The following is a 2,216-nucleotide window of genomic DNA, read 5'->3' as shown; positions in this document are numbered from 1 at the left end:
CCAGCAACGCGTTCTTATAGTCGAGCGCGCGCAGCAGGGCGGCGAAGGCGTCGGCGTTCATGATCGACTCGGTCGGTGCGTCGAAGCTGATGTCGGATTCGCCGCAGTTGACTCGATCCCAGACGAGCACGCGATAGTCGCCGCCCTTGACCAGCTCTGCGGCGAGTTCGCGCAAGCCCGGGGTGTCCTTCGAGAAGCGACCGCCGGCGGTGATCGCGATATTCTTCGTACCGCTGCCGATGATGTCATAGGCGATGCTGAGCCCGTTTACGTCAACCTTGGCCATGGCTGTTCCTCTTCGCGCCCCTATTCTGCGGGGAGCCCTTGATGCTCAGCGCAAAAATCAGGCTTGCACTGCTTCGCGATGGGTATTACTATGTAATACATAATATCTACTAGTGATACGATCCTAGGGAGTCGCACAGTGTCGGTCAAGCGCAGCCAGAGCGCGTCGCGCGTGCTCCTTGCCCTCGAAAGGATCGCCGAGCATCAGCCGATCGGGGTCAGCGCGCTGGCCAAGCTGCTCGACGACGACAAGAGCGCGGTGCAGCGCGCGATCATGACGCTCGCTGACGACGGATGGATTCGCATGGCCGCAGGCACGCCGACCCGCTGGGAGCTGACCGCGCATATCCATGCGGTGGCACAGATGGGCCGCGGTAGCGACGACCTTCGCCAGCGCGTCCGCGGCGCGCTCGAAATGCTGCGGAATGAATCGCAGGAGACAATCCTTCTGACCGTGCCGGACGTGCGCCGTTTCGTCACGATCGACGTCATGCAGAGTCCGCAGCTGCTGCGCACCGCCCCCCCGATCGGCATGGTCGTCCCGGTCAAGGAGAGCGCCACGGGTCGGGCGATCCTGCCCTTCATGACCTCCGAGCGGCAGATCGAGCTGCTCGGCGAGAAGCCGGATGCCGCGCTGCTGCGGCATTTCGCTGCGACCCGCGAGAATGGCTATTCGATCAGCGATGGCGACGTAGCGGTTGGTTCGACCAACGTCGCGGCCCCGATCCTCGAATCCGATGGCCGCCCCGTCGCGGCCATGGTCATCTCCGCGCCGACCGACCGGATTACCCGCTCTCGCCATCGCGAGTTCGGTGAGATGGTGTCCCGCGCTGCCCGCAGCGTATCGCGTGGCGTGCCTGCCTGATCACGCGATCGTTAGTTCGCCTCGTCCACAATTGCCCAAATCTCTGCGGGCGTCATCCGGCGGGGTGCGAGCTGACAGGCCTTGCCGACCGCCGAGTCTGGCGAGGCAGGAAGGGCCCGCCGGTCGATGTTCCACGACGGGTGCGGGCCACGGCTGACGTAGCCTTGGTGCCTGACATGCTTGTCGTTCATGATCGGTTTTCCCGCCTCGGCCATTGCGTGGTGGCGCTTGTATCGGGCGAGTTTGACAGTTTCGCTTAACTGGGTGAGCCGGTCGGGCATTCCCTCTCGAGTTCAGGCGCAACAACGGGAAATGTGCGACGAATCGATCCAGGAGCAAGACGCCGTGCAGCAGCAGATCTGCGTCATAACGCTCGCCACACAAGACGCGGCAAGGTCGCGCCGCTTCTATGTGGACGGCTTCGGCTGGAGGCCTGTTTTCGAGAATGGAGAGATCATCTTCTTCCAGATGAACGGCCTGATGCTTGGCATATGGCAGAAGCGAGCGATGGAGGCGGACATGCGATGCGGCCGCCTTTGCAGCCCAGGCGCCTTTTCGCTGGCGCATAACGTTGCGCGCAAGGATGACGTCGATTCGCTCGTGCAGCTGTTGGTCGCCGCCGGCGGACGCGTCCTCCGAGCGGCCGACGCACCGAACCACGGCGGCTATCGCGGCTATGTCGCCGATCCGGATGATCACGCGTGGGAAATCGCGTGGAACCCGGCCTGGACGATCGACCAGGACGGGCTGGTCCGTTTCGGCACCTAGGTGGCACCGCGTCAGGCGATCGCCAGCATGGCCTTGGTCTCGGCCGGCGTGGCGACCTCGCGCCCGACCTCGGCTGCAATCGCCTTGAGGCGCGCGACCAGCTCGGCGTTGGTGGGAGTGCCGAGTTCGCCGAAGTGATAGTCGCCGAGGCCGATACAGATGTGCCCACCTTGGGCGATGACCTGCTCGGCCAGGGGGAGTATGCTCCCGCCGCCGAGCGTGACGGTCCATTCGCAGGCCACGTTGCTCGGCAAGAAATCGAGATACGCGCGCAGGCCCCTCGTGGTGGCGGGATGCG

At 64.4% G+C, this 2,216-nt stretch carries 5 protein-coding genes; 2 read left to right on the top strand and 3 right to left on the bottom strand.

Features of this window, described 5'->3' with window-relative positions; genetic code table 11:
• Window positions 1–286, bottom strand: a 286-nt coding sequence (locus tag JOY90_RS05020; protein WP_291690047.1) for a hypothetical protein, incomplete at its 3' end; no start/stop codon positions are given.
• Between the two features lie 138 nt (window positions 287–424).
• Between JOY90_RS05020 and JOY90_RS05015 the strand changes: the two genes are divergently transcribed.
• Window positions 425–1,150, top strand: a complete 726-nt coding sequence (locus tag JOY90_RS05015; RefSeq protein WP_291690046.1) for an IclR family transcriptional regulator — start codon at window positions 425–427, stop codon at window positions 1,148–1,150.
• A gap of 11 nt (window positions 1,151–1,161) precedes the next feature.
• Here the strand turns inward: JOY90_RS05015 and JOY90_RS05010 are convergent, their stop codons facing one another.
• Window positions 1,162–1,431, bottom strand: a complete 270-nt coding sequence (locus JOY90_RS05010; protein ID WP_291690045.1) for a hypothetical protein — start codon at window positions 1,429–1,431, stop codon at window positions 1,162–1,164.
• 64 nt (window positions 1,432–1,495) lie between these two features.
• Here JOY90_RS05010 and JOY90_RS05005 point away from each other — a divergent pair, with 64 nt between their 5' ends.
• Complete coding sequence (locus tag JOY90_RS05005; RefSeq protein WP_291690044.1) at window positions 1,496–1,918, top strand: VOC family protein; 423 nt, start codon at window positions 1,496–1,498, stop codon at window positions 1,916–1,918.
• Between the two features lie 11 nt (window positions 1,919–1,929).
• Here JOY90_RS05005 and JOY90_RS05000 read toward each other — a convergent pair.
• Window positions 1,930–2,216, bottom strand: a 287-nt coding sequence (locus JOY90_RS05000) for a 3-keto-5-aminohexanoate cleavage protein (protein ID WP_291690043.1), incomplete at its 5' end; no start/stop codon positions are given.

Origin of the sequence: Bradyrhizobium sp. (genome assembly GCF_019242285.1) — a bacterium.
Classification (GTDB): domain Bacteria; phylum Pseudomonadota; class Alphaproteobacteria; order Rhizobiales; family Xanthobacteraceae; genus Bradyrhizobium.
The sequence above is the reverse complement of the archived record's forward strand: the minus strand, read 5'-3'. Positions and strand labels throughout refer to the sequence as shown.